This window comes from Paraburkholderia panacisoli (genome assembly GCF_008369935.1).
Taxonomy (GTDB): Bacteria; Pseudomonadota; Gammaproteobacteria; order Burkholderiales; family Burkholderiaceae; genus Paraburkholderia; species Paraburkholderia panacisoli.
Genome location: NZ_VTUZ01000002.1, coordinates 249,457 through 274,683, shown reverse-complemented (window position 1 = coordinate 274,683; position 25,227 = coordinate 249,457). Strand labels below are relative to the sequence as shown.

The window sequence follows — 25,227 nt, the reverse complement described above, 5'->3', positions numbered from 1 at the left end:
CGATGATGCGGACGGCGCAGGCGCTTCACGCCACGCGTACGCTGGGCACGGCTGCGGGCGTATCCGGTGCGGCCGAGGCAGCCGACGCGGCAAAACGCGCATCGGCAAAGCGCTCCGGATAGCGGACGCAGAAGCGCACGCTGCTGTCGTACGGGAAAAAGTCGGGCAGTTCGCCTTTCAATAGATGATCCTTGTGCCGTTGCCACAGCGCGGGATCGAAGAAGTCCGCGTGATGCTGCATGAAGGAACGGCGCACGCGTGGGTCGCCGAGCAGGAAAGTGCCGTACGTCTCAGGGAAAATGTCGTGCGGGCCGACCGAATACCACGGCTCGCCCGACATTTCGTCCTCCTCGTTACGTGGCGCCGGCACGGCGCGTACGTTGCAGTCAGTCAGATATTCGATTTCATCGTAGTCGTAGAACACGACGCGGCCATGGCGCGTGACGCCGAAGTTCTTGTACAGCATGTCGCCGGGGAAGATGTTCGCCTGGATCAGTTCCTTCACCGCGTTGCCGTATTCCTTGATGCCGTGCTCGACGTCGCTGTCGTTGCCGTTTTGCAGGAACAGATTGAGGGGCACCATGCGGCGCTCGATATACATATGGCGAATCACCAGGTTCGCGCCGTCGTATTCCATCAGCGAAGGCACTTCCTTTTCGAGTTCGCGCACGAGCGCTTCATCGAGCCGCGACACCGGCAGCGCGACGCTCGAATATTCGAGCGTGTCGGCCATGCGGCCGAGACGATCGTGCCGTTTGACGAGCTGATACTTTTCCTTGATCTTCGCGCGCGTGGTTTCCTTCGGCGGTGGAAAGCTGTCCTTGATCAGCTTGAACACATAGGGGAATGACGGCAGCGTGAACACCAGCATCACGAGCCCCTTGATGCCGGGCGCGATAATGAACTGATCGCTCGAATGCGACAGGTGATGCAGCAGATCGCGATAGAACAGATTCTTGCCCTGCTTCTGCAAGCCCACCGACGTATAGATTTCCGCCTTCGGCTTGCCCGGCATGATGGTGCCGAGAAATTCGACGTAAGCGGACGGCACTTCCATGTCGACGAGGAAATACGAGTGCGCGAAGCTGAAGATGATCAGCAGTTGCTCGCGCGTGAGCAGCACCGTATCGAGCGCAAGCACGCCCGGCTTAACATGACGCAGCGCTACCGCGAACGGCAGCAGCGCATCGCCGTTGATGATCCGTCCGACGATATAGGCCGACTTGTTCCGGTAGAACAGCGACGAGAGCACGTGAATCTGGAAGTTCGGTGCTTCGTCGAATGCGCCGAACCCGTCGTGAATCATCTGCACCACGCAACCGACGTCGCGCGTCAGGTCTTCGAACGGCGGCTCGAGCTGGAAGTTCGTGACGATGCGTTCGAGTGTCGCGGCGAGGCCATCCTTGCCGGGGTAGTACGCGCGAAAGGTCGGCTTCGCGGCCGGCTCGTCGTTCTCAAGGTATTCGGTCGAGATCGCCGGGCGCACGAAAATGAAGTCGTTGTTGAAATACGAGCGGTGCAGGATCTTGCAGCACACCGAATTGAAAAACGTCTCCGCGCACTCGGGCTGGCGGTGCGTGGTCAGGAGGCCAATGTAGTGCAGCTTGATCTGCTGCCACACGTCGTCGTCGATATTTTCCGCGTCGTATTCGTCTTCGAGCGCTTCGACGCATTCCTCGACGCGCTCGTCGTACGAAGTAATGCGCTCGCGCGCGAGCTTTTGCAGGGCGTGCCAGTCGCCGGCTTCGAACAGCGTTTTCGCGCGGATCGCGGCGTCGCGGAAGATCCGGTAATGGCGGTCGAATCCTTCGAGCATCGTCTGGGCGACGTCAAAGCCGATTTGCGACGACAGCAGTTTAGGGAAGTGATTCATGTCGACCGTGCATTCGTCCCGTGTCGTGAAGACACCCGTGATTGTATCGTCCGGGTGGGCCCGCGACGCATCGCGCCGCTCGGCTCGCGCCTGGACGCCTTGTGGGCGTTCTCAGGCGTTGGCCGACTTTCAGACTATCTCCGCTCATTGCACCGGTTCGGTTCGGGTTCACCGGCGCAACTTCCAGCAAAAAAATTCGTGTCGCGCTTCACTTCACTGCGCTTAACTGCGTTACGTTGCGTTTCCTCTGCGGCGCGCCGCGCTCACGCGGGCCGGGCCTCACGTGCCCCGCCATCGAGTAGCGCACGCGCCTGCGCTTCATATTGCGTGAGATCTTCGAGCGTCGCGTTGAGGTCTTCCAGTTGACGCTCCAGCACCTCGCGATGACGCGCTACCGTGGCAAGGAACGCATGCAATTGCGGCACGGTGTCGGTCGGCGATTCGTACACATCCAGCAGCTCGCGGATTTCCGACAGCGTGAAGCCGAGCCGCTTGCCGCGCAGCGTGAGCTTCAGCCGGGTTCGGTCGCGGCCCGAATAGACCCGGCGCAGACCGCCTGACCCTTCGCGGCTCGGCGAGAGTAAACCCTGATCTTCGTAGAAGCGGATCGCGCGCGGCGTGACGTCGAATTCCCGCGCGAGCTCGGTGATCGTGTATTGCGTGTTCATCGGGGCATCCCGTGGCCGGGCAGAAAATCGGATTGAACGATAGAATCGACGTTTACGTTATCGTCAACTTGAGCTGAACGCAACCATTGCTGCAACCACGGCGCGAGAGGGCAGAAACAGCCACCATAACGCCACAACCACGCCACCCGGCATCGCACACCTTGCCATGACGGACGGCCGACGGAGGAAGACATCCCCAATGAATGCACTCGAACATCAACTCCAGTACCCATTCGACGACCGCTTGCCGGAAGCGGGCCACACGATGGAAGTCGCGCCGGGCGTGTTCTGGCTGCGCATGCCGCTGCCCTTTGCGCTCGATCACATCAACCTGTGGCTGCTGCGTGACGAGATCGACGGCAAGCAGGGCTGGACGGTGGTGGACTGCGGCATCACGTCGGACACCATCAAGCAGAACTGGGAGACCGTGTTCGACTCGCTGCTCGACGGCTTGCCGGTGCTGCGTGTGATCGTCACGCACTGCCATCCGGACCACATCGGCCTCGCGCACTGGGTGTGCAGCGGCGGTGACAAGCAGCGCTGGGACGCGCGGCTCTGGATGACGCTCGGCGAATACATGCAGGCCCGCGTGATGGCCACCGGCGACGGTTCGAACGCGGGCGGCGAGGCGGCGGCGCGGCACTTCGCGCGGCATGGCCTGAACGATCCGGACTCGCTCGAGCAACTGCGCAATCGCAAGAGCTACTACACGAGCCTCGTGCAGGCGATTCCCGCGCAATACCGGCGTCTGCGCGAAGCGGACGGCGTGAAGATCGGCGGCAAGACGTGGCGGGTGGTGACGGGCTTTGGTCATTCGCCGGAGCACTGCGCGTTGCATTGCGAAGAGACCGGCGTGCTGATTTCCGGTGACATGGTGCTGCCGCGCATTTCGACCAACGTGTCGGTGTTCGACATCGAGCCGGAAGGCTCGCCGCTCGCGCTGTATCTGGAGTCGCTCAAGCGCTACGAGGTGATGCCTGAAGACACGCTCGTGCTGCCGTCGCATGGCAAGCCGTTTCGCGGCGTGCGCACCCGTATCCAGCAGTTGCGCGAGCATCACGATGCGCGCCTGGCCGAAGTGCGCGAAGCGTGCATGGAGAAGCCGCGTAGCGCCGCGGACATCGTGCCGTTGATGTTCAAGCGCCAGCTCGATATCCATCAGATGACGTTCGCGCTGGGTGAGGCGCTCGCGCATCTGCATCTGCTGTGGCTCGCGGGCGAGCTGAAGCGCACGCAGGACGCGGACGGCGTGATCCGTTTTTCGGTGGCGTGATCGTTCCAACGCGCCGATAAAAAAGCCCGGTTTGCGCTGTTGCGCAAACCGGGCTTTTTGTTTTTCGTTCGCCTTTGTGTACCTTCCGGCGCGTGCGGAATTATTGCACCGCCACCGTCCCGAAGTTCTGCCGTCCAAACGGACTCACGTGATAACCGCTCACGTTCGTGCGCGTGATCGCTGCGGCGGTCGGGTACCCGAGCGGAATCCACAGCGCCTGATCGTGGATGATCTGCTGCGCCTGTTCATACGCTTTGGTTCGCTTGGCCTGGTCAGGCGTGGCCTTGCCGTCGGCGATCAGCTTGTCCAGATCCTGATCGCAGAAGCGCGCGAAGTTGATCCCCGACTTCACCGCATTGCAACTGAAGAGCGGCGACAGATAGTTGTCCGGATCGCCGTTGTCGCCGGCCCAGCCCATGAACAGCGAATCATGCTGGCCTTGCTTGGCCTGCTTGATCAATTCGCCCCATTCGATCACCTTCACGTCCGCCTTCACGCCGATCTTCGCGAAGTCGGCCTGGAGCAGCTCGGCGCCGGCCTTCGGATTCGGATTCAGCACGCTGCCGTTCGGCCGCACCCAGATCGTCGTGTCGAAGCCGTTCGGATAGCCCGCGTCGGCGAGCAGCTTCTTCGCCTTCACCGGATCGTACGGCCACCCCTTGATCGACTTGTTGTAGCTCCACGTATTCGGCGGATACGGGTTCGTGGCCGGCGTCGCGGTGTTGTCGAACACGGTCTTCAGATACGTGGTGCGGTCGAACGCCATGTTCAGCGCGGCGCGCACCTTCTGATTGTCGAATGGCTTCTTCTCCGTATTCAACGCGACGAACGCCGTCATGAATGCCGGGGTCTGCACGATGGCGAGCGACTTGTCGCCCTTGGCGTCGGCCAGATCCTGCGGCTTCGGTGACAGCGCGATCTGGCATTCGCCCGCTTTCACCTTCTGCGCACGAACAGTCGCGTCCGGTGTGATCGCGTAGATCAGTCGATCGATTTTCGGCTTCGGCCCCCAGTAGGTCGGGTTCACGTCGTAGCGGATCACCGCGTCTTTCGTGTAGCTCTTCAACACGAACGGGCCGGTGCCGACCGGCTTTGCATTCAGATCGACCTGCTTGCCGGCCTTGAGCAACTGGTCGGCGTATTCGGCCGAATAGATCGACGCGAAGCCCATCGTCAGGATCGGCACGAAGGTCGCGTCCGGCGCGTTCAGTTCGAACCTGACGGTGTTGTCGTCCACCTTGCTGACCGACTTGATGAGCTTCGGCAAACCCATCGACTGCGCATGCGGGAAGCCGCTCGCGCCCGCCACCTTGTGCCACGGGTTGCTGTCGTCGAGCATGCGCTCGAACGAGAAGACGACGTCGTCTGCATTCAGCGCGCGCGTGGGCTTGAAGTAGTCGGTGGTCTGGAACTGCACGTTCGGGCGCAGATGGAACGTATAGGTGAGGCCGTCGGCGCTCACGTCCCATTTGTCGGCCAGCGCCGGCACCACTTTCTTCGCGGCCTCGTCGTACGAGACCAGTGAATTGAAGACCACATCGGCCGACGCATTGGTCGTGACGAGCGAATTGAACTGCACCACGTCGAAGCCGTCGGGGCTCGACTCGGTACAGACGGTCAGCGGTTTGGCGAGCACGAGCGCGGGCGCCGTGAACAGTACGGCGGCCGCGAGCAGTTTGAAGCGCATAGGTTCTCCCATAACAAGCGCAGTCAGGCAGTGCGTCTGGTTGTGTGGTTATTCCGGTGACGCAGGCAGGACGTTGGCGTCGCCACCGATTGTGATACGTTTCCGGCGCTCGCGCAGGGGCGGGTGAGCCTGCCCATGCGCGTCGCGGCCTTCGCGAAAGCTTATCGAAGGGGGATTGCGGCGACAACAACATAATCCGCATATCCATATTGTCATGCCGCGCTCGCTCGCCGCATCAGATAGTCAACGCCCTCGATCGCGCGCACGCCGTACCACGACACCATCTCCCCGTCGATCAATTCGATGCGTTTGCCGGCCAGGCGCGGATCGCGCGCGAGCGCATCGCGATGCGTCGATGTGAAGCGATACGGCTCGCTGGACAGCAGGATGCGATCGACGCCGGCGAGCCACGGCGCGGCGTCGAAGTCGAGCGTCGGATAGCGCGCGGCGCCTGCCGCTCCGCCTTGCACGTCGGGCAGCGTGCGCCAGTTCACGAGCCGCAGCATGGCGGCGATATATGTATCGCGCGCGACGGTCATCCATGGCTCGCGCCAGATCAGATACAGCACGCTCTGTGCCGTGAACGCGTGAGTCGCGGCGGCGCGCAGCCGGTCTTCGAGCATCTCGCTCAGGCGCTGCGCTTGCTGGTCGCAGTCGAAGATCGCGCCCAGCAGCGCGTACAGCGCCAGGTTGTCTTGCGGTGTCTGCGGGTGGGTCACGACGATGTGCGGCACACATGCCCGCAATTGCTCGACGGTATCGCGTTCGTTTTCGTCGATATTGACGATCAGATGAGTAGGGCGCAGCGCGCGAACGGCGTCCAGATTCACAGCCTTGGTGCCGCCGACCTTGCGCACTGCGCGCACCTTGTCGCGCGGATGCACGCAAAATCCGGTGCGCCCGACGATCTGCCCGTCGAGGTGAAGTGCGAAGAGGGTTTCGGTGATGCTCGGCACCAGCGACACGATGCGCGCGTGGACACCCGCTGTTTCGTGCGCGACGCCGGCTGCATCGAACGCACGGGGCTGCATGATTTATTCGGCGGTGACGCGCGGCTTGCGCGGCGCGCGTTCGAACGCGTAGTCGTAGAGCCAGCGCGGCAGCACATGCAGCAGCATCGCGACGATGCGCATCTGCCAGGGGAACACGGCGAAAGCGGTCTGCCGCTCGATCGCGTGCGCGGCCTTCACCGCAAAGCGGTCCGCGTCCATCAGGAACGGCATGGTGTACGGATTGTGCTCGGTCATCGGCGTGCGGATATAGCCGGGCGCGATAGTGACCACGCCGACGCCGTACGGCCGCATCTCGACGCGCAACGCTTCGAGATACTTGAGCGCCGCCGACTTCGACGCGCTGTATGCGCCGGAGCCCGGCAAGCCGCGCACGCTGGCGACGCTGGCGATGCCGACCAGCGTGCCGCGCTTCGCGGCGATCATCGCGGCGGCGAACGGCTCGAAGGTGGCGACCATGCCGAAGTAGTTGACGTCCATCACTTCGCGGAAGGCCCGCAGATCGCCATGGCCGGTAACGGCGCCGCGGCTGATGCCGGCATTGGCGATCACGACGTCGGGCAAGCCGTGTTGCGCGATGAAGCGCGCGGCCGCGTCGGCGAGCGCTTCGGCGTCGCGAACGTCGACGGAATAGAGGGAGACGGCGTTGTGCGGATGGGACTGCTGGAACGCGGCGAGGGCGTCGCCGCGGCGGGCAACGAGGCCGAGAATCGCGCCGCGCTGGGCGTACTCGTCGGCGAGCGCGAGGCCGATGCCGCTCGAAGCGCCGGTAATGAAAACCTTCAGTGGTGAACTCATTCCGGCGCCTCGTCTTTACATCTTCTTGGCGCGGACCTGCTGCACCAGGTAGTCGAGCACCTGGATCGTGCCCGGCAGGCTGTTGGTCGCGGCCGGGCCGGTTTCATACTTGCCTTGCACGGCCATCGTCGGCACACCGTCGATCTTGTAGTCTTCGAGCAGCTTCTTGTCTTTCTGCATCGCGCTTTGCACCGAGAACGAGTTGTACGCTTCCATGTACTTCTTCGGATCGACACCGTTCTTCGCGAGGAATTTGGCCTGCTCTTCCGGCGTCATCAGGTAGTTCTTGTTGACGTGGATTTCATTGAAGACTTTCGGCGTCAGTTCCGTGGCGAGGCCCAGCGCGTCGAGCGCGTGAAACATCTTCGAATGTGGAATGAAGTCGTCGCGGAAGGCGACCGGCACGCGCCGGAACACCACGTCCGGACCCTGCTTCTTGACCCATGCTTCGAGGTACGGGTTGAATTCGTTGCAATGCGGGCAGCCGTACCAGAAGAACTCGGTAACTTCGATCTTGCCGGCCGGCACGTCGGTGGGCTGCGGTGTGGCCAGCACGGTGTAGTCCTTGCCCGCTACCGGCGCGGCGGGCGATGCCTGCGCCGTGGCGGCGACCAGGCCCAGCGAGAGAAACAGAATGCTCAGTAGTTTTTTCATGTTGGGTTGACTCGAGTAGGCGATGAAACGGTGGCGCCACGCAATTGCCCGTCACCGTTTTTAGTTTCGGCATGACACGTTGCAGTCGTCCGACGTGCTTGTGACACGCGCAGCGCGCCGATAGTTCGGTGGCTGCGCGTGCCGACGATTACCGTTTGTTTATTGTTTGGTGAAGCGGATCACGGCGGTATCCACGCCCGCGTCCGACAGACGCTGACGGCTCGAATTCATGTCCTCGAACTTCGAGAACGGTCCGATGCGCACGCGATAGTACGTGACGCCGCCCGCATCCCGCTGGGTGACCTTCGATTCGAAACCCTGGAACGCGAGACGCGCGCGCTGCTGTTCGGCATCGGCGGAGGTCTTGTACGCGCCCACTTGCAGGAAGTAGCCGGTATTCGCGTCAGCCGGCGCGGGCGCTGCGCCCGAACTCGGCTTGCCGTTCGCGGCCGTGGCAGCCGACGTGCTCTTCGGCGCCGAGCCCGCCGCGGTGGCGGCCGGCGCGCTGGACGCTTGCGGTTTCTTCGCCGGAGCCTGTGCGACGCTGGCGCCGGTGCCGTTATCCGGCGACGGCTTCGGTGCGACCGCCGTGCCGTTCGCGTTGCCGGCCGACGGCGGTACTTCGACGATCTGCGGTTCTTCGAGCATGCCCGACTGGGTTTGCGAATTGGTCTGGCCCGGCGCAGTGTTCGGCGGCGAGGGTTGCGCGGCTTGCGGCACCGGCTGACCCGGCGTCTTGCCTTGCAGCGGACGGTTCGGATCGTATTGCGCCTGGCCGGTGCCGGTGCCGGTGTCGGACGCCGCGGGCGGCGCCACCTTCGATACGAACGGCGTAGGCGCACGGGTGATATACAGCGCCACCACTACCGCGATCGCAAGGCCGACGATCAGGCCCAGCACGATGCCGAGAAAAGTCCCCCCGGTTTGTTTCGATTGCTTTGTTGTGCGGCGTGGTTTTGCCATCGTATGAATCACCTGCAAAAAGAATCCAGGAACGGCCGCCGATTATAGCGACGGCCGCGTGCATGTTGCGCCGGAGGAGTTACATCTTGACGGGAGCGGAGACGCCGATCGTCGCGAGACCATTGGCCAGCACCTGACGCGTGGCGGCGAGTAGCGCGACGCGTGCATTGCGCTCAGCCGCATCGTCGACCAGCACGCGTTCGGCTCTGTCATTGTAGAACGAGTGGAATTCCCCGGCGAGGTCGCGCAGGTAGAACGCGACCGCGTGCGGCGCGAGTTCGTCGGCGGCGTGGTGCAGCATGTCCGGGAACTCGGCGAGCTTGTTCAGCAGGGCCATTGCGCGTTCGCTCGTGAGCGGCGACACGTCGACGCTGGCGAGCGTGCTCTCGTCAGTGTTGTAGCGCGTCTTGCATTCGGCGATCACCGAGCAGATGCGCGCATGCGCATACTGCACGTAATGCACCGGATTTTCGTCGTTCTGCTTCAGCGCGAGGTCGATGTCGAACACGAATTCCGTATCCGCCTTGCGCGAGATCAGGAAGAAGCGCACGGCGTCGCGGCCGCGGCGAATCGTCTCCTCATCGATCAGGTCGATGGCCGCTTCCGAGCCCGGCGTCGCGCCGCCCGACCATTCGATCAGATCGCGCACCGTCACGTAGCTGCCGGCGCGCTTGGAGATCTTCACCTCTTCACCGTTGCGCATCACCGTGACCATCTTGTGCAGGATGTAGTCGGGATAGCCCTTCGGAATGCCGATGCCGAGACCCTGCAGGCCGGCGCGCACCCGCGCGATCGTGCCGTGGTGGTCCGAGCCCTGGATGTTGATGACCTTCGTGAAGCCGCGCTCCCACTTGGCGACGTGATAGGCGACGTCCGGCACGAAGTACGTGTAGGTGCCGTCGGTCTTGCGCATCACGCGGTCTTTGTCGTCGCCGTCGTCGGTGGTGCGCAGCCATAGCGCGCCTTCCTGTTCGTAGGTCTTGCCGGCGGCGATCAGCGCGTCGACGGTTTTCTCGACCCGGCCTTCCGTGTACAGCGACGACTCCAGGTAGTACTGGTCGAACTTCACGCCGAACGCCTGCAGGTCCATGTCCTGCTCGCGGCGCAGGTAGGCTACCGCGAAGCGGCGGATCGCCTCGAGGTTCTCGACGTCGCCCGCGCCGGTGACCGGCTCGCCGTCGCTCGCGGCCACCGTGGCGCCGTTCAGATAGTCCTTCGCGATGTCGGCGATGTACTCGCCGTTGTACGCCGAAGCCGGCCAGCCTTCGTCGCCGGGCGCGAGGCCGCGGGCGCGCGCCTGGGTCGACAGCGCGAGCGTGTGGATCTGCACGCCGGCGTCGTTGTAATAGAACTCGCGATGCACGTCCCAGCCTTGCGAGGCCAGCACGTTCGACAGCGCGTCACCGAGCGCCGCCTGGCGGCCATGGCCGACGTGCAGCGGGCCAGTCGGGTTGGCCGACACGAATTCGATCAGCACATGCTTGCCGGCGTCGCGGTGCGAGCGGCCGAAGGCCTCTTGCTCCGCGAACACGGCGGCGATCACCGCCTGCTTGGCCGAGGCCGCGAGGCGCAGGTTGATGAAGCCGGGGCCGGCCACTTCGGCCGCCTGGATCAGACCTTGGGCTTGCGGCTGCGCGAGCAGCGCGTCGACGATCTGTTGGGCCAGCTGGCGCGGATTGGCGCGCAGCGGCTTGGCGAGTTGCATCGCCACATTGCACGCGACGTCGCCGTGCGCGGCGACCTTGGGGCGCTCCAGCGTGATGGTGGGCGACACGAACGCGGCTTCGCTCGCGCCTTGCGTGGCGAGCGCGACCTGCTTCACGGTGTCGGCGAGCAGTGTTTCGAGGGTATGTTTATGTGCGGGCAGCATGCTTGTTGCGAGTCCAGTGAGGCAATCCGGTGATGCGGAAGAGGCGCCGGCCGCGCGGCTGGCGCAGCCGATTCGTCAGAAGCGTGGAAAGCGGCGCATCGGGCGCGCGATCGGGCACTTTGCCTGCAACGCGCTTAGCGGTGCATGGCAGCGTGCCGTGGCGGTGGCTGCCGCGGCTTGCGGGGTTGCGGCCCATCGGCCCGGCCACGCTGCCTGCGCTTCGCCGCGCGCGGCGCATTGCGGCGCGCTTTTCCGTCCAGACGGATTTTAGCAGGTGCTAATATGTTCAATGAGATGCCCAGCAAGGGCCGTGGCCGCCGCGCCTGATCGGCGAGTCAACGTAGCGCGCGCCGGCGGCCGCCTTTGGGGCGCTCGCGCGTCGATCCGACATAACGAAAAAGGGAACAGTCATGCTGATTACTTTCAAATGCCGCGCCTGCCCAGACGTGATGATGCTGGAGAATCTGGCTCAGTATCTGGTCGGCATTGTCGGCAAACGCCTTGGGGCGCGGGGTGTCATCACCCACGACGAACTGGGCACGGCCATCGAGAAACTCGAGGCGGCGATCACCTTCGACAAGCAGGAGCGCGCCGAACACGACGGCCATTTCCATGAAGGCGAGGATGGCCACGATCATCACGAGATTCCGCCGGGGCTAGCGCAGCGCGCGTATCCGTTCCTCGACATGCTGCGCGCGGCGCAGAAGGAAAACGCGGATATCGTCTGGGGGCTCTGATTTCAGTCGTGGCGGGCGAGGGCGTGTGTTCAGACGGCAGCGCCTCGTGATCCAACCCCGGCGCATCAAAGGCGCACCCAACGAAAAGAGCCCGCTCGATGCGGGCTCTTTGTCGTTCAACGCTCTGTTCCGATCGACGGGCCGTGCTGTTACTGGCTCGCGGCGTCCGCCGGCGCGGCCATCGGAGCCGACGCGCCTTTCGTCGTTTTCTGCTTCTTCGGCTTCTTGACGTGTTTCACCGTCGGCGGCGAGTACGAGCTCACCGCGCTGGAGCCGCCCGGCGCAGCGGGCTGGGCCAGCGCCGCCGAGGCGCCCACCGCAAGCGAAACAGCAGTCAATAACAGCGTCAGCTTCTTCATACGATTTTCTCCGTTGGCGATTGCAATTGGATGAGCCGACGCGTTTTGGCCGCGTCTGGCGAGATAAAACCGCTTCAGTCTACAAAGCCGAAAATTACGATGCCGCAAATATTCAGTCTTTCAGACCCGATATAGTGGGTTTCCCGCCACATGGCTCACAGCAACGGCGCCAACGCCCGCTCGGCATCCTGTTTCGACAGCGACATGCGCTGCGCGTAGTCTTCGAGCTGATCCCGGCCGATCTTGCCGACCGAGAAATACGTGCTGTCCGGGTGCGCCAGGTAGAAGCCCGACACGCTCGCCGCCGGCAGCATCGCCAGCGATTCGGTCACGCTCATGCCGATTTCGTTCGCTTGCAGCACGTCGAACATGTCGCCCTTCACCAGGTGATCCGGGCAGGCCGGATAGCCGGGTGCCGGGCGGATGCCGCGATACTTTTCGGCGATCAGGTCGTCGTTCGAGAGGGTTTCGGCGTTCGCGTAGCCCCACAGGTCGCGCCGCACGCGCGCGTGCATCGCTTCGGCGAACGCTTCCGCAAAGCGGTCCGCGAGTGCCTTCAGCATGATCGCGCTGTAGTCGTCGTGATCCTTTTCGAACTGCTTTTCCTTCACATCGACGCCCAGACCCGCGGTCACCGCGAACATGCCGATGTAGTCGGCCACGCCCGAGTCCTTCGGCGCGATGAAGTCGGCGAGCGACCGGTTCGGCCGCATCACGCCGTTCACCACCGGGCGCACGCTTTGCTGGCGCAGATTGCGCCACGTGAGCGCGACTTCCGAGCGTGATTCGTCCGTGTAGATTTCGATGTCGTCGTCGTTCACGGTGTTGGCCGGCAACAGCGCGATCACGCCGTTCGCCTGCAGCCAGCGGCCCTGGATCAGACGCGCGAGCATCGACTTGCCGTCGGAGAACACGCGCCGCGCCGATTCGCCGACGATCTCGTCGTTCAGGATCGCCGGATACGGGCCGGCCAGGTCCCACGTCTGGAAGAACGGACCCCAGTCGATATAGTTCGCGAGGTCGCTCAGATCATAGTTCTTGAACACGCGGCGGCCGATGAACTTCGGCTTGACCGGCTGGTAGCTCGCCCAGTCGACCTTGGTCTTGTTCGCGCGGGCTTCGGCGAGCGTGACCATCGGCTGCGCTTTCTTGTTGGCGTGCTGCTCGCGGATGCGGTCGTAGTCGGCCTTGAGTTCGTCGACGTACTTCGCCGCACCTTCGTCGGACAGCAGGCTCGACGCCACCGACACCGAGCGCGACGCGTCCGGTACGTACACCACCGGGCCTTCGTAATGCGGCGCGATCTTCACCGCCGTATGCACGCGCGAGGTGGTCGCGCCGCCGATCAGCAGCGGAATCTTCTTCACGCGGAAGTAGTCGTCGCGCTGCATTTCCGATGCGACGTAGGCCATCTCTTCGAGGCTCGGCGTGATCAGGCCCGACAGCCCTATGATGTCCGCGCCTTCGACCTTCGCCTTCGCGAGAATGTCGTTGCACGGGACCATCACGCCCATGTTGACCACTTCGAAGTTATTGCACTGAAGCACCACCGAAACGATGTTCTTGCCGATGTCGTGCACGTCGCCCTTCACGGTGGCGATGACGATTTTGCCCTTCGCGCGCACGTCGCCGCCGGCCGCGGCGAGCTGCTTCTTTTCTTCTTCGATGAACGGGATCAGATGCGCGACCGCCTGCTTCATCACGCGCGCCGACTTCACGACTTGCGGCAGGAACATCTTGCCCTGGCCGAACAGGTCGCCGACGATGTTCATGCCGTCCATCAACGGGCCTTCGATCACGTTGATCGGCCGGCCGCCGTCGGCAGCGATCTTCGCGCGCACTTCCTCGGTGTCTTCGACGATGAAGTTGGTAATGCCGTGCACGAGCGCGTGCGACAGACGCTTCTCGACCGGCTGGTTGCGCCACTCGAGGTTCTCTTCCTTCTTCGCGGCGCCGGTCTTGAACTTGTCGGCGATTTCGAGCAGCCGGTCGGTGCCGTCTTCGCGACGGTTCAGCACGACGTCTTCCACGCGCTCGCGCAACTCCGGATCGAGGTCGGCATACACGCCGAGCTGCCCCGCGTTCACGATGCCCATGTCCATCCCCGCCTGGATCGCGTGATAGAGGAACACGGTGTGGATCGCCTCGCGCACCGGGTCGTTGCCGCGGAACGAGAACGACACGTTCGACACGCCGCCGCTCACCTTCGCATACGGCAGGTTCTGCTTGATCCAGCGCGTCGCGTTGATGAAGTCGACCGCGTAGTTGTTGTGTTCCTCGATGCCGGTGGCGATCGCGAAGATGTTCGGATCGAAGATGATGTCTTCCGGCGGAAAGCCCACTTCGTTCACGAGGAAGTCATACGAGCGCTTGCAGATTTGCGTCTTGCGCTCGAAGGTGTCGGCCTGGCCTTGCTCGTCGAACGCCATCACCACGGCGGCCGCGCCGTAGCGGCGAATCAGGTTCGCGTGATGACGGAACGCCTCTTCGCCTTCCTTCAGCGAGATCGAGTTGACGATCGCCTTGCCCTGCACGCACTTCAGACCCGCTTCGATCACTTCCCACTTCGACGAGTCGATCATGATCGGCACGCGCGCGATGTCCGGTTCCGACGCGATCAGATTCATGAAGCGAACCATCGCCGCCTTCGAATCGAGCATCGCCTCGTCCATGTTGACGTCGATGACCTGAGCGCCGTTTTCGACCTGCTGGCGCGCGACGGCGACTGCCTCGTCGAACTGGTCGTTCAGGATCATTCGCGCGAACGCTTTCGAGCCCGTCACGTTGGTGCGTTCACCGACGTTGATGAAGAGCGTCCCGGACGTGACGTTGAACGGCTCGAGGCCGGCAAGGCGCATGGTGTGATCGGTCATGGCGTATGTGCGAGTCGATTGCTTGCGTTGAGGTGCGGCTTGGGTGCGACTTAAATGCGGCTGAGGTACGTCTTTGGGTGCGTCTGCTTCGATGACGCGGGAGCGGCGGTCGGTGTTCTGGCCGCCTGACTCATGAGACTCAAGCGGCGTCGCGATACTGGGTCGGCCACTGGCGCGGCTTCACTTCGGCGAGCGCCTGCGCGATCGCCGCAATGTGCTCCGGCGTCGTGCCGCAGCAGCCGCCGGCGATATTCACGAGACCGGCCTGTGCGAATTCCTTGAGCAGGCCGGAGGTATCCGCGGGCAATTCGTCGAAACCCGTATCGCTCATCGGATTCGGCAAACCTGCGTTCGGATAGCACGACACGTAGGTGTCGCACAGCTTTGCCAACTCGGCGATATACGGCCGCATCAGCGCCGCGCCCAACGCGCAGTTCAACCCGAACGTGAGCGGCTTCGCGTGACGCAGCGAGTTCCAGAACGCCTCGACGGTTTGCCCCGACAGAATCCGCCCGGATGCGTCCGTGACGGTGCCGGAGATCATGATCGGCAGACGCTCGCCGGTGTCCTCGAACAGCTCGTCGAGCGCGAACAGCGCGGCCTTCGCGTTGAGCGTGTCGAAGATGGTTTCGACGAGGAACAGGTCCACGCCGCCGTCGAGCAGCGCCTTGGCCTGCTCGTAGTAGGCCGTGCGCAGTTCGTCGAAGGTCACGTTGCGCGCGCCCGGATCGTTCACGTCGGGGGAAATGCTCGCGGTCTTCGGCGTCGGTCCGATCGCGCCGGCGACGAAGCGCGGCTTATCGGGCGTCGAATATTTGTCGCACGCGGCGCGCGCCAGTTTCGCCGACTCCAGGTTCATTTCGACGGCCAGCGCTTCCATGCCGTAGTCCGCTTGCGCCACCGTGGTCGCGCCGAACGTGTTGGTTTCGATGATGTCGGCGCCCGCGGCCAGATATTGCTCGTGAATCTCGGCGATGATCTGCGGCTGCGTGATCGACAGCAACTCGTTGTTGCCCTTGATGTCGCGCCCGTAGTCCTTGAAGCGCTCGCCGCGATAGCGGGCTTCGTCGAGCTTGTAGCACTGGATCATCGTGCCCATTGCGCCGTCCAGAATCAGGATGCGCGACTTGAGCAGCGCGGGCAGCGCCGTGCCGCGCGTGTAGGCGGGCTCGGGACGGACTGGCGTGGCGGTTTGAGCAGGCTGGTTCATGGCGGACGAGGAGGGCTTGCGCCGGCTTTTTCGGAAAACCTGTCATTGTAGCCGCTGCCGGCCGGATGCGCCCGGCGCGGGCGAAGCGGCCGCCTCGGCCGTCGTGACGGAGGGGTGGTGCGGGAAAGATAACGCGAAATCAGAAGCGCGTGGGTCACCATCGCGGGCGACCGCTTTGAAACGCCCGAACGCCTGCATAGAAAACGGCCCAGCGAGGCGAAAGCCTGCTGGGCCGCTTCATGATTGCTGACCGTCTTACAAAAGGGCCGCCGGCTGGAGCGGCGGCGCGGTCAATCAATGTTGGTCGCCAAGAACGTCGAGTTGAATCTTCTGTCCCGTGGTTAGTGAAGGATCACCGGCTGATGCATCAGGCTGTCGAACTGGCCGAGAAATTCGTCGACTTCGTCCAGCGACGGTTCCTCTTCGATCAGCTTCTGCACGTGCTCGCGAAAACGCGCCGCCATAGCACCGTCAATGTAGATCTCACGCTGCAAGTTTTTGTCGACGATCTCGTAGCCACCCGACTTCATGGCCAGCAGACCTTCCTGCGGCGGAAACTCGACGACACAATAGTTGGGGCTGTTGTAGATCATTTGCATGGCGACACTCCTTATTTCCGTTGGCTCCTGGCCGTTTCTGCACCATACGTGGAGCGTACATTGTGGAATTCAAGGGGTGGGTCCGGATTGACGCTTGTAAAAGTTCCGAACCTACCGGTTAGACCGGCCTTGCAAGAAACGTTTCAAGCAGTGCAGCAAAACGGTGAGATTGCTCGATGGGCGCGAGGTGTGCGGCGTCGAGGAGTTCGAACTGTGCGCCTTCGATGGCGTCTGCTATTGCCCGCGTAGCAGCAGGTAACGTGCCCGAGTCGTGGCGGCCCGCCACAGTCAAAGTCGGGCAACGGATAGTTCCCAGCTTACTGCCTATGTCGAAATCGCGCAGCGCTTCGCACGCCATTGCGTAGCCTTCTGGCAACGTATGCGCGAGCACGTCGCGAATCTGTTCGACTGCTTCGGGATGCGCGGCCTGAAAGTCGGGCGTGAGCCAACGGTTCAACGTAGAGGACAGCAGCGCTGCCATGCCATCGCTGCGCGCCGCATGGGCGCGCTGGTCCCATACCGCGCGGTTTTCCGGCAACGTGCCGCTCGTGCTGTCGGCAATTGTCAAACTGTCGACGCGCGAAGGGTGGTTTAGCGCGAACTGCTGCGCGATCATGCCGCCCATCGACATGCCGACCAGATGCGTCGTCGGGGCGCCGAGCGCATCGAGCAGCGCGGCGAGATCGTCTGACAGATCGCTCACGCCGAACGGCTTATCCGATAGCGCGGTGTCGCCGTGGCCGCGCACGTCGTAGCGCAGCACGGTGTAGTCGGCGCGGAAATAGCCGGCAAGCTGGTCCCAGACGGACAGGTCGCCGCCGAGTTGATGAATGAACGTCAGCCACGGGCCGCCGCCCTCGTTGCTCAACACGTAGCGCGTTTCGATTCCGTTGATGTTCACTTGCATGCGGGCTCCTTGAAGGGGACGCAGTGGAAAGGTTCGTTCGCGCGCGCGGGGTGGTGCCTCTGCTCTGCTTTGTATACGCAGCGGCCACGTGAACGGTTGCAGCAAGTCGTGCGAGTCAGCGTCGTCGCTGAAGTTTCGACGATCTTTGGAAGACCCTGTTCTCGAAGGGGATGTCAGGGCTTGATGATGCCTGGCCCGGTCGAATCGAGCGGCGAAGCGGGCGTGGCGCCGGGCGTAGTTGCCGGTGTGTCGGCGGGCTGAGGGTTTGCCGAATTGTCGGACGGGGAAGGGGCGGCCGCGGCTGCGCCATTGCCATCGACCGAGGCCGCGTTGTCGAGATCGAGCTTGCCGTGCCACAACAGCTCGAATTGCGTGCCGTTCGGCTCCGTTTGCACGATGCGCGCCGGCAGCCAGCCGAGCGACGGTGCGAGCCACACGTCGATGCGGCGCATATCGCCATCATGGCGAGGCAGGCGTTTGAAATGACGCGCATCGAGAAAGCCTTCGGTCGTGCGGATCGTTTCGTCGCCGATCGTCTCGACCGGCCAATTTTCGCCGCTGTCGTTATCGACCACGAAGAACTGCCGCGTCACACCGGGCTTGTAGGCAGCCGGGTCGCCGCGCACGAGACTGGCGAGTTGCATCACCATGCTGAAGCGGTCCTGGGCGCCGTCAGGCAACGGCAGCGTGGCCGGCGTGCGTGTGAACGCGATCTTTTTTTCGTTGCGATTGAAGATCGCGATGTCTTCCGCGCGACGGCCGCGTTTTTCGACATACTGGTTCGGCGCGAGGCCGAACGCGTCGATGCGGCCATGGCTTGAATAGACGAAGGGGCCGACAAAAGGCACCGGCACCGAGACAATCATTTCGTAGCTTTGGCCGTTGCTGGTCCAGTGGATCGTGCCGAGCGGGTTGCGCACGCCGTTGTAGAACGTGTCGTACTGCAATTCGCCGGATGGCGGGACCGAAAACTTCACGCCCGTCGACGCTTGCGGCGCGCTGGCGGCAGCGGGTGCGCTGGCTGCGGCGGTGGTCGCGCCGGCCCCGGCGTTCGCGCCCGGGCCGGGCGTCGCGGCCGGCGCACTGGCCGCCGCGTCCGATGCCGCTACAGCCGGCGGCGCGGCTTGCGTTGCCGGCTGTAGCGCGGTCAGCACATGCTCGCGCGGCGGACGCGCCACGGCCTTGCGCGCCGGCGTCGGGGCAGGCTTGGGCGGCGCGGCGTCGGCGGGTTTGGTTTCGATCCGCTCAGGCGTCAGCAGCGCGACTTGCACCGGCACGCGCTCGTGGTCTGCCGGATTCAGCGTCGCGCGGTTGCGCTCGAACCACTGGGCGGCGATCCAGTGCACAACGGCCACCGCCGCGAGTACCGCAAGCCACCGCCATGCGTGCGAGCCGTCGCGCGGCCCGTTGGGCGGCGGTCGATTGGAACGGCGTGTGGCGGAAGCGGTGGCCATCGGCAAATGAATGTGTGGGACCGAAAGAGTTGAGATTGCTGAGTGTGGCGCGCTTGCGGCGGTTGCCCGCAAAAGGCGCCCGATCTGATGCGCTAACGCGTGATCAGTCGCGAGATCGTGCCGCGAACGATTTCGACCACCTGACCACGCACGATGTTCCGCGCCGGCGAAAACGCGCGCAAGCCAAACGTTTTGCACAGCACGTGCTGCGCAGTGCCACCAGCTTCAAGTTTCAGCGCCTTTGACCGAGTCGCGACCGCGACATCAATCCGCGTGACGCGGCGCGGCACTATACCCCAGCTCGTACGAAAGCTTTTCCGCGCATTCACGCAGCGCCCTGTCGATCTCGCCGCCCCAACTGATATCGAACGCGCCTTCCTGGCCAAGCGTGACGAGGCCGAGCGCAAGTTCGCCGGTCGAGTCGAACACAGGCATGCAGAACGCGTGGATGGTCGGCAGCAACATCCCTTCGACGCGCGCCGCCTGGTGCTCGCGCACCTCGGCCAGAACCTTGTCCACCTCTTCGCGCGTGCGCGGGCCGCTCATATGTGACGAGCGGCGTGAGTCGGCCAGTTCGCGCTCAAGCATCGCGGCGGTCTTGCTGGCTGGCAGATACGCGGCGAACAGCAGACCGGTCGCGGAACTGAGCAGCGGCATCACGTCGCCCAGTTTCAACGATGCCTTCTCCGGATGGCTCGATTCCATCCAGTGAACCATGGTTGGCCCCTGATTGCCCCACACCGCAATGCCCACCGTCAGATCGAGCCGGTCGCGCAGTTCGGCGAGCGCGATACGCGCGAGCTTCACGCCATCGACGCGCGCAAGCCGCGCGAGCCCCAGTTGCAACGCGAAGCCGCCCAGCTCGTAGCGGCCCGACAGCGGGTCCTGCGCGACGACGCCTAGGCGCAGGAAACTCACCAGATAGCGATGCGCTTTCGCCGGACTCATGCCGGCGCGTTGCGCAAGATCGCGCAGCATCATGGCGCGCGGTTCGCGGGTCAGCACGTCGAGCAGTTTGAAACCGACTTCGATCGACTGGATGCCCGAGCGCAGTTTCTCTTCGCCAGCCTCGATGCTTTCGTCGTCGGCTTCGGGGGCGTCGAACGGTTCAGCGGTGGCGTTGTCGGCGGGGGGGCGGATCGCGCCGGAGCGGGCAGTTGAGGGCATGAGCAGGGCGCATCGAGCGCGTTTAAAAAATGACGGAAAGAAATGAGTGGCTGCGCGTGACAGTAGGGCTTACAAGCGGGCTTACAAGCGTGGTCAACAAGCAGGGCTGGCAAGGGTAGCCGCGCAGCGACACTCGCGCCCGCGCCTGCCATCATGTCTGGCAATGCGCGGCTGATAGCCCGCGCGCGCAACCCGCCTCTACCCGCACACGCCGCCGTCCACTTGGGTCACGCCGATTCACCATCGTAGAATAGATTCCCTCTATCGTCACTAACACGGTGTTCACTCCTCTATGAAACTTGCCACGCTGAAGGACGGCACGCGCGACGGCCAACTGATCGTCGTGTCCCGCGACCTGCACACCGCGGCCATCGCCGACGCGATCGCGCCCACCATGCAGCGCGTGCTCGACGACTGGGCCTTCTACGCGCCGCAACTGCAGGACCTGTACGACGCGCTCAATCAGGGCCGTGCGCGCAACACCTTTTCTTTCGACGCGAAGGAATGCATGGCGCCGCTGCCGCGCGCGTTTCAATGGGCCGACGGCTCGTCGTACGTGAACCATGTCGAACTGGTGCGGCGCGCGCGCGGCGCCGAAATGCCGCCGGAATTCTGGACCGACCCGCTGATGTACCAGGGCGGCAGCGACGACTTCATCGGTCCGAAAGACGATGTAGTGTGCGCATCCGAAGCGTTCGGCATCGACTTCGAGGCGGAAGTCGCCGTGATTACCGCCGACGTGGCAATGGGCGTCACGCCCGACCAGGCGCTCAGAAGCGTGCGGCTGATCACACTCGTCAACGACGTGTCGCTGCGCAATCTGATTCCCGCCGAACTCGCGAAGGGCTTCGGTTTTTTCCAGAGCAAGCCGGCCACGTCGTTCGCGCCGGTTGCGATCACGCCCGACGAACTGGGCGAGCACTGGCGCGAAGGCCGCGTCCACCGGCCGATGATCGTGCACTGGAACGGCAAAAAGGTCGGCCAGCCGGATGCCGGCACCGACATGGTGTTTCACTTCGGCCAACTGATCGCGCACGCGGCGAAAACGCGCAATCTGCGCGCCGGGGCGATCGTCGGCTCGGGCACGGTGTCGAACAAGGACGCGAAGCGTGGCTACTGCTGTATCGCCGAGAAGCGCTGCCTCGAAACCATCGAGCACGGTGCGCCGCAAACCGAGTTCATGAAGTATGGCGATGTCGTGAAGATCGAAATGCTCGATGAAGCGGGCAAGTCGATTTTCGGTTCGATCGAGCAGGGCATCGCGCCGCAGGATTGAAGTTGGGTTCGAGGGCGGCTTGTCGCGTGCAGAGCGGCATGCGACCTGCGAGCGCATCCGCGCCAACCTCGACGCAAACCTCATACGGGCGAAAGGGTTTCGCCCGATGCCGCCGCCCCGGCGCGCGGCTACACTGACTGGCGCGGCGGCAGGGCCGGGGTGGCTGGCCGCTGGGTGTTGGAAAAACCCGCATCAGACCCGTTGAAAAGCAAGACCCGAGATCCGCGCCCAGCAGCGCGTGAGCGGGCACCGGCAGTCCATCAAAACGAAAAACCGACGTGAGGAGACAGCATGCCGCGATTGGAATCCCTTGAATCTGGAAACGTGCGCGCGAGTGTGAACGCGAGCGCGCGCCAGCCGCGCGGCCGGCTCGCGCGTCGCGCCGCCTCGCTGTGCGCAGCGCTTGCATGCGCATTGCCCGTGATGGCGTCCGCCCAGGTCAAGATCGGCCTCGTGCTGTCGCTCACCGGACCGGCCGCGTCACTCGGCATTCCCGCACGCGACACGGTCGCGTTGCTGCCCAAACAGATCGGCGGCCAGACAGTCGAGTACATCGTGCTCGACGACGCCTCCGACACCACCCAGGCCGTGCAGGACACCAAGAAGCTGATCTCCGAGAATCACGTCGATGCGATCATCGGTTCGTCGATCACGCCGAATTCGCTGGCGATGATCAACGTGGTCGCAGACGGTCAAACGCCGATGATCTCGCTGGCGTCGTCGGCGAAGATCATCGAGCCTGTCGATGCGAAACGGCACTGGGTATTCAAGACGCCGCAGACCGATGCGATGATGGCCTCGGCGATCGCCGAACACGCGAGCACACACGGCGTCAAAACCATCGCGTTCATCGGCCAGGCCGACGCGCTCGGCGAGACCTTCTACGCCGAAGTCGCGAAGTTCGCGCAACTGCATCATATGGACATGGTGGCGAGCGAGCGCTTCAATCGCACCGATCCGAGCGTGACCGGCCAGGTCCTCAAAATTCTCGCGACCCATCCCGATGCGGTGGTGGTGGGCGCCGCGGGCACACCCGCCGCGCTGCCGCCGAAGACGCTGCGCGAACGCGGCTACAAAGGGCTGATCTATCACAATCACGGGGTCGGCAATAACGATTTCCTGCGCGTGTGCGGCGCCGATTGCAACGGCACCTTCCTGCCTGCGAGCCCGGTGCTGGTCGCCGCGCAATTGCCGGCGGACCATCCGGCCAAGCGCCTCGCGCTCGACTACATCGCGCGCTTCGAGGCGCTGCGCGGAGCGGGCAGCGTGTCGGCGTTCGGCTCGTACACCTCGGACGCGGGCGCGCTGCTCAACCAGGCCGTGCCGATCGCGCTGAAGGCGGGCGCGCCGGGCACGCCGGAATTTCGCCGCGCGCTGCGCGATGCGCTCGAAGCGACGCATGGACTCACGGACACCAACGGCGTGGTCAACATGAGCGCCACCGATCATCTCGGGCTCGATCAACGGGCGCGCGTGATGGTCGAAATCAGGAACGCGAAGTGGGTTTATCAGCCGCGTTGAATTCGCAGCCCATGCGCTTGCCGGCGCGGCCACGGTTCAACCGACTCAACCGCCGCAGCAACATACGGATTGCTTACCATGTCTCACGCACCACACAGTAACGACGCGTATTACGCGCACTACCAGTCGCTCCAGTTGCATCGTCATCCGCATGGCGTGCTCGAAGTCGTGATGAGCGGCGAGGGTGCGAACAAAAGCGGACTCGCTACCGCCAACGCGCGGATGCACTTCGAACTCGCCGAGATCTGGCGCGACATCGACCGCGATCCCGACACACGGGTCGCGATCATTCGCGGCGAGGGCAAGGGCTTTTCGGCGGGCGGCGATCTGCAACTGGTCGAGGACATGGCGACCGATTTCGACGTGCGCGCGCGCGTGTGGCGCGAGGCGCGCGATCTCGTCTACAACGTGATCAACTGCAGCAAGCCGATCGTTTCGGCGATGCACGGTCCGGCGGTCGGCGCGGGACTCGTGGCGGGGCTGCTCGCCGATATCTCGATCGCGACGAAGGGTGCGCGGATCATCGACGGGCATACGCGTCTAGGCGTCGCCGCCGGCGATCACGCGGCGATCGTCTGGCCGCTCCTGTGCGGGATGGCGAAGGCCAAGTACTACCTGATGCTGTGCGAGCCGGTGAGTGGTGAAGAAGCGGAGCGCATCGGCCTCGTGTCGCTCGCCGTCGATGAAACCGATCTGCTGCCCAAGGCATTCGAAGTCGCGCGCAAGCTCGCCAATGGTTCACAAACGGCGATCCGCTGGACCAAGTACGCATTGAACAACTGGCTGCGCTCGGCGGGGCCCGCATTCGATACGTCGCTCGCGCTGGAATTCATGGGTTTTGCCGGACCGGACGTGCGTGAAGGCGTGAACTCACTGCGCGAGCGCCGCGCACCCGATTTCGGCGCGGCCGACCCGTGGCGCGAACCGCCGCAGCAAGCGTCGGGCAATGGTGCAAACACCGGCGCCGACAACGGCGCAGCGGGCGATGAGCGACCCTGACGCCGTGTTCCGCAAGGTATGATCGACTCACCCGCGCGCGCATCGCGCTCACTCCTTCCCCCTATGCAGCGAGGCGACAAGCATGACCGACACGACTGATTCCACGCCGCCCTTTCCCGGCTTTCCGGGTTTTCCGCCCGCTGAAATGCTCGATCAGCTGTGGGGCATGATGCGGCTCTCGCCGTTCGGCTCCGCGCTCACCGGTGCGCAACCTGGCGGCGGCCTCGGGCCGTCGCTGTCGATGATGTCCGACATGATGGCGCCGCTCACCAACATCGAAGAACTCGACAAGCGCATCACCGACATGCGCGCGGTCGAACAATGGCTGAAGCTCAATCTGAGCATGCTGCAGTCCGCGATTCAGGCGCTCGAAGTGCAGCGCGCGACGCTCTCGGCACTGCGGGCGTTCGGCGCGTTCGCGCAGTCGTCGATGGCGCAGCCGGCTGCGGCGTCCGCCGCGCCGAGTCCCGCGCCGGCGCGCGGCTGGCCGCATCCGGCCGCTCCGGCCGCGCCAAGTGCCGCGTCGCCGCAAAGTGCCGCGCCGCAAGCGGACAACGAGGCTTCAGCCGAAAACGGCGAAGAAGAGACGCCCGCCACGCCCGCGTTCGACGCGTCCGCATGGTGGAACCTGCTGCAATCCCAGTTCAACCAGATCGCCCAGTTCGCTGTGACGCAACCGGCAGTGGCCGTGGCCGCGGCGGGTGGAAGGGCGGCAACAGACGCCGCGCAGGATGCGGAGAGCGCGCCGGCAGCGGGCAGTCCAGCGGCTGGCGCCTCGCCTGCGTCGACCGACGACACGAAGGCTGCCACGAAACGACCGGCCGCGAAACGGGCGCCGGCGGCCGCAAAGCGCGCGGGTAGCACGAGCGCGAGCGGTTCAAGCGCGAAAAAGTCTACTTAACGCCACGAACGAAAGACAGAACGAAAAGCGGAACAGCGGGAAGCAAGCCACGCGCCGGCACGACGCTAAACGATAAATTCGCCGCGTGTCATGGTTTTGCCCCCGTTTATCCGCGACACTGCGCGAATCGTGCAATTTGTTGAAAAATGTCAATCAACTAGCGCATTTGCGGCTGTCGTCACGCGAGTTCGGACAAGTCAGCGTGCTATCATTGTGTAAGCTTAATTTGGCTTTTGGGCGTGCGCTGAAAAGAACCAATCCAGCCGCCCTCGCTTAATTCGACGCCGGGAATCACCGGCGCAGGGCTGGAAGGTGCGGTTTTCATCGCAAACTGGCTCGACCTCAGGCACAGGGTATCCCTCACCCACGGTTGGCCGCCCAGCGCATAACGTATCCAAAGTTATCCGCGCTGGCGCACGCGCCCGGAC

21 protein-coding genes are annotated in these 25,227 nt (G+C 64.0%); 6 read left to right on the top strand and 15 right to left on the bottom strand.

Annotation, left to right across the window (positions count from 1 at the left end):
* Positions 1–25 precede the first annotated feature (25 nt).
* Entirely contained in the window at positions 26–1,873 is a 1,848-nt protein-coding gene (gene aceK / locus FVF58_RS03840) for a bifunctional isocitrate dehydrogenase kinase/phosphatase (RefSeq protein WP_149668592.1), read from the bottom strand.
* Between the two features lie 263 nt (positions 1,874–2,136).
* On the bottom strand, positions 2,137–2,541 hold the full coding sequence (locus FVF58_RS03835) for a MerR family transcriptional regulator (protein ID WP_149668591.1): 405 nt from the start codon (positions 2,539–2,541) through the stop codon (positions 2,137–2,139).
* A 199-nt stretch (positions 2,542–2,740) separates the two neighbouring features.
* Here FVF58_RS03835 and FVF58_RS03830 point away from each other — a divergent pair, with 199 nt between their 5' ends.
* A complete protein-coding gene (locus tag FVF58_RS03830; RefSeq protein WP_149668590.1) occupies positions 2,741–3,814 on the top strand; it encodes an MBL fold metallo-hydrolase in 1,074 nt (357 codons plus the stop codon).
* A gap of 100 nt (positions 3,815–3,914) precedes the next feature.
* Here FVF58_RS03830 and FVF58_RS03825 read toward each other — a convergent pair whose 3' ends face one another.
* The 6 genes from FVF58_RS03825 to argS all read right to left on the bottom strand — a co-directional run bounded on the left by FVF58_RS03825 (position 3,915) and on the right by argS (position 10,796).
* Complete coding sequence (locus tag FVF58_RS03825; RefSeq protein WP_149668589.1) at positions 3,915–5,501, bottom strand: ABC transporter substrate-binding protein; 1,587 nt, start codon at positions 5,499–5,501, stop codon at positions 3,915–3,917.
* A gap of 212 nt (positions 5,502–5,713) precedes the next feature.
* On the bottom strand, positions 5,714–6,532 hold the full coding sequence (locus FVF58_RS03820; RefSeq protein WP_149668588.1) for a helical backbone metal receptor: 819 nt from the start codon (positions 6,530–6,532) through the stop codon (positions 5,714–5,716).
* Between the two features lie 3 nt (positions 6,533–6,535).
* The gene (locus tag FVF58_RS03815) at positions 6,536–7,309 is read right to left on the bottom strand and encodes an SDR family oxidoreductase (RefSeq protein WP_149668587.1); all 774 of its coding nucleotides are present in this window, start codon (positions 7,307–7,309) and stop codon (positions 6,536–6,538) included.
* Between the two features lie 15 nt (positions 7,310–7,324).
* Complete coding sequence (locus tag FVF58_RS03810; RefSeq protein WP_149668586.1) at positions 7,325–7,963, bottom strand: thiol:disulfide interchange protein DsbA/DsbL; 639 nt, start codon at positions 7,961–7,963, stop codon at positions 7,325–7,327.
* Positions 7,964–8,122: 159 nt separating this feature from the next.
* Complete coding sequence (locus FVF58_RS03805) at positions 8,123–8,944, bottom strand: SPOR domain-containing protein (RefSeq protein ID WP_149668585.1); 822 nt, start codon at positions 8,942–8,944, stop codon at positions 8,123–8,125.
* Between the two features lie 61 nt (positions 8,945–9,005).
* A complete protein-coding gene (gene argS / locus FVF58_RS03800; protein WP_149668584.1) occupies positions 9,006–10,796 on the bottom strand; it encodes an arginine--tRNA ligase in 1,791 nt (596 codons plus the stop codon).
* Between the two features lie 410 nt (positions 10,797–11,206).
* Here argS and FVF58_RS03795 point away from each other — a divergent pair, with 410 nt between their 5' ends.
* Complete coding sequence (locus FVF58_RS03795) at positions 11,207–11,533, top strand: DUF1840 domain-containing protein (protein ID WP_149668583.1); 327 nt, start codon at positions 11,207–11,209, stop codon at positions 11,531–11,533.
* A 149-nt stretch (positions 11,534–11,682) separates the two neighbouring features.
* Here FVF58_RS03795 and FVF58_RS03790 read toward each other — a convergent pair whose 3' ends face one another.
* From FVF58_RS03790 to FVF58_RS03760, 7 genes are all read right to left on the bottom strand, one after another.
* The gene (locus tag FVF58_RS03790) at positions 11,683–11,892 is read right to left on the bottom strand and encodes an acid-shock protein (protein WP_149668582.1); all 210 of its coding nucleotides are present in this window, start codon (positions 11,890–11,892) and stop codon (positions 11,683–11,685) included.
* 155 nt (positions 11,893–12,047) lie between these two features.
* Positions 12,048–14,858: a methionine synthase gene (gene metH / locus FVF58_RS03785; protein WP_281291134.1), complete on the bottom strand. Its 2,811-nt coding sequence runs from the start codon at positions 14,856–14,858 to the stop codon at positions 12,048–12,050.
* Between the two features lie 46 nt (positions 14,859–14,904).
* Positions 14,905–15,975, bottom strand: a complete 1,071-nt coding sequence (locus tag FVF58_RS03780) for a homocysteine S-methyltransferase family protein (RefSeq protein ID WP_149668580.1) — start codon at positions 15,973–15,975, stop codon at positions 14,905–14,907.
* 341 nt (positions 15,976–16,316) lie between these two features.
* Positions 16,317–16,574: a BTH_I0359 family protein gene (locus FVF58_RS03775; RefSeq protein ID WP_149668579.1), complete on the bottom strand. Its 258-nt coding sequence runs from the start codon at positions 16,572–16,574 to the stop codon at positions 16,317–16,319.
* Positions 16,575–16,692: 118 nt separating this feature from the next.
* Complete coding sequence (locus tag FVF58_RS03770; protein WP_149668578.1) at positions 16,693–17,481, bottom strand: alpha/beta fold hydrolase; 789 nt, start codon at positions 17,479–17,481, stop codon at positions 16,693–16,695.
* Between the two features lie 173 nt (positions 17,482–17,654).
* Complete coding sequence (locus FVF58_RS03765) at positions 17,655–18,935, bottom strand: DUF3108 domain-containing protein (protein WP_149668577.1); 1,281 nt, start codon at positions 18,933–18,935, stop codon at positions 17,655–17,657.
* A 264-nt stretch (positions 18,936–19,199) separates the two neighbouring features.
* Positions 19,200–20,102: an IclR family transcriptional regulator gene (locus tag FVF58_RS03760; protein WP_149668576.1), complete on the bottom strand. Its 903-nt coding sequence runs from the start codon at positions 20,100–20,102 to the stop codon at positions 19,200–19,202.
* Between the two features lie 292 nt (positions 20,103–20,394).
* Between FVF58_RS03760 and FVF58_RS03755 the strand changes: the two genes are divergently transcribed.
* The 4 genes from FVF58_RS03755 to FVF58_RS03740 all read left to right on the top strand — a co-directional run bounded on the left by FVF58_RS03755 (position 20,395) and on the right by FVF58_RS03740 (position 24,799).
* Entirely contained in the window at positions 20,395–21,378 is a 984-nt protein-coding gene (locus FVF58_RS03755; RefSeq protein WP_149668575.1) for a fumarylacetoacetate hydrolase family protein, read from the top strand.
* A gap of 291 nt (positions 21,379–21,669) precedes the next feature.
* Complete coding sequence (locus FVF58_RS03750; protein WP_149668574.1) at positions 21,670–22,899, top strand: ABC transporter substrate-binding protein; 1,230 nt, start codon at positions 21,670–21,672, stop codon at positions 22,897–22,899.
* 78 nt (positions 22,900–22,977) lie between these two features.
* Positions 22,978–23,898, top strand: coding sequence for an enoyl-CoA hydratase/isomerase family protein (locus FVF58_RS03745; protein WP_246216919.1), 921 nt, complete (start codon positions 22,978–22,980; stop codon positions 23,896–23,898).
* 82 nt (positions 23,899–23,980) lie between these two features.
* Complete coding sequence (locus FVF58_RS03740; protein WP_149668573.1) at positions 23,981–24,799, top strand: PhaM family polyhydroxyalkanoate granule multifunctional regulatory protein; 819 nt, start codon at positions 23,981–23,983, stop codon at positions 24,797–24,799.
* Positions 24,800–25,227 lie beyond the last annotated feature (428 nt).